We start from the raw sequence: 1690 nt of genomic DNA on the forward strand, positions 1-1690 counted from the left end.
TTATGTCTCCGGCGGTATCCATGCCCGCGACTATGGCGATGCCCTGCAACCGGATCCGGCAAGATTGGCGGCCTTCCTGGAAAAGCATGGCTATGGTCCGGTGGCCGTCATTCCCAGACTTCGGTAGGTGACGATGGCAGCCTTCCAGCGCATCCTGGCAACCGCGCCGCTTCCCGCCGACCTGCGCGGCGGCGTCGTGGCGATCGGCAATTTCGATGGCGTCCATCGCGGCCATCAGGCGGTGCTCGAGCGAGCCTCGGCGGAGGCAGGACGGCGCGGCGTGCCGGCCCTGGTGCTGACATTCGAACCGCATCCGCGCAAGATCTTCAGGCCTGATATCCCGTTGTTCGTGCTGACGCCGCCGCCGATGAAGGCGCGGCTGCTGTCGCTGCTGGGCTTTGCCGCGCTCGTCGAGCAGCCGTTCACGCGCGACTTCGCCTCGCTGTCGGCGGAAGCGTTCGTGACGGATGTGCTGGAAACGAACCTCGGCATTACTCACGCCGTAACCGGGTTCGACTTCCATTTCGGCAAGGATCGTCAGGGCGGCCCGGCCTACCTGATGGCGGCCGGCGAGCGTCACGGCTTCGGCGTCACGCTCGTCGACGCGTTCCGGGACGAGGGCGCCGAGGTGGTGTCGTCCAGCCGTATCCGCGGATTGCTGGGCGAGGGTGAAGTGGCTGAAGCCGCCGGTCTGCTCGGCTACCGGTTCACCGTCGAAAGCGAGGTGGTCGGCGGACAGCAGCTTGGCCGCACCCTTGGCTTTCCAACCGCGAATATGAGGCTGTCGGCTGAAGCCGCACTCAGGGAGGGCATCTATGCCGTCCGCTTCCGCCGCGCCGACGGCACGCTTCACGACGGCGTCGCCAGCTTTGGCCGACGCCCGACAGTCGACGACAACGGCGCGCCGCTGCTGGAAACCTTTGTCTTCGATTTCTCCGGCGACCTCTATGGCGAGGTTTGTCAGGTTTCCTTCTTCGGTTTCCTGCGTCCGGAGGTGAAGTTCGAGGGGCTCGACGCGCTGGTCGCGCAGATGAAGCGCGATGAAGCCGAGGCACGCGCGCTGCTTGCCGGCGTCAGGCCGCTCTCCGACCTCGACGCTGCGATGGCATTTTAAGCTACTTCTTCAGTGCCAGGCCAACGGCGATGAAGGTCCAGCCCTGGAAGATCAGATCGATCGCCAGGAACAGACCGAGCACCCACAGGCTGTTGACCGGCCAGCCCATGGCGATGATCAGGCCCGCAAGCGCGGTGATGACACCGGCAGCGACGATCCAGCCCCAGCCGCGTTCCGGCCGATGGCTGTAGCCGACCCAGGCCCTGAGCACCCCTGACGCGACCAGCGCAATCGCCAGCAGGAATGTCAGCACCGCCGAGGCAAGCAACGGATTGCCGAAAGCGAAGAAGCCGGCAACGGCGTACAGCAGTCCGCTGAGCAGCCAGTAGAAGAAGCGGCTCCAGGTCTTGACGCCGAACGCGTGCACGATCTCGATGATGCCCGCCATCAGCATCAGCCATCCCACGACGTAGACGGAAGCCACCGTGGCGACGAACAGGTTGGCGAAGGCAATGCCGCCGAAGATGAGCAGCAGCACACCGAGCGCGACAAACCATCCCCATTTTGTCCGTGTCTGTTCGATCGCGATTTTCAGGGCGTCGCCATGCAGGGTCATTGTCGCGGTCTCCATCGAGG

The 1690-nt window shown here is 64.9% G+C and carries 2 protein-coding genes and 1 pseudogene; 2 read left to right on the top strand and 1 reads right to left on the bottom strand.

Features of this window, described 5'->3' with window-relative positions; all coding sequences use genetic code 11:
* Together EN879_RS40350 and EN879_RS34910 are read left to right on the top strand one after the other, a co-directional pair.
* Positions 1-127 (top strand): annotated as a pseudogene (locus EN879_RS40350) (TIGR01459 family HAD-type hydrolase); the annotation flags it as partial.
* A gap of 6 nt (positions 128-133) precedes the next feature.
* Positions 134-1114 (top strand): bifunctional riboflavin kinase/FAD synthetase, encoded by a 981-nt coding sequence (locus tag EN879_RS34910; RefSeq protein WP_063170200.1) that lies wholly within the window; start codon positions 134-136, stop codon positions 1112-1114.
* A 1-nt stretch (position 1115) separates the two neighbouring features.
* Here the strand turns inward: EN879_RS34910 and EN879_RS34915 are convergent, their stop codons facing one another.
* Positions 1116-1670 carry an HdeD family acid-resistance protein gene (locus EN879_RS34915; RefSeq protein WP_013532362.1) on the bottom strand — a complete coding sequence of 185 codons (555 nt, stop codon included), beginning with the start codon at positions 1668-1670 and terminating at the stop codon, positions 1116-1118.
* Positions 1671-1690: the final 20 nt, after the last annotated feature.

It is taken from the genome of Mesorhizobium sp. M7A.F.Ca.AU.002.02.1.1, from assembly GCF_003998535.1.
In the GTDB taxonomy this organism is placed as follows: domain Bacteria; phylum Pseudomonadota; class Alphaproteobacteria; order Rhizobiales; family Rhizobiaceae; genus Mesorhizobium; species Mesorhizobium ciceri.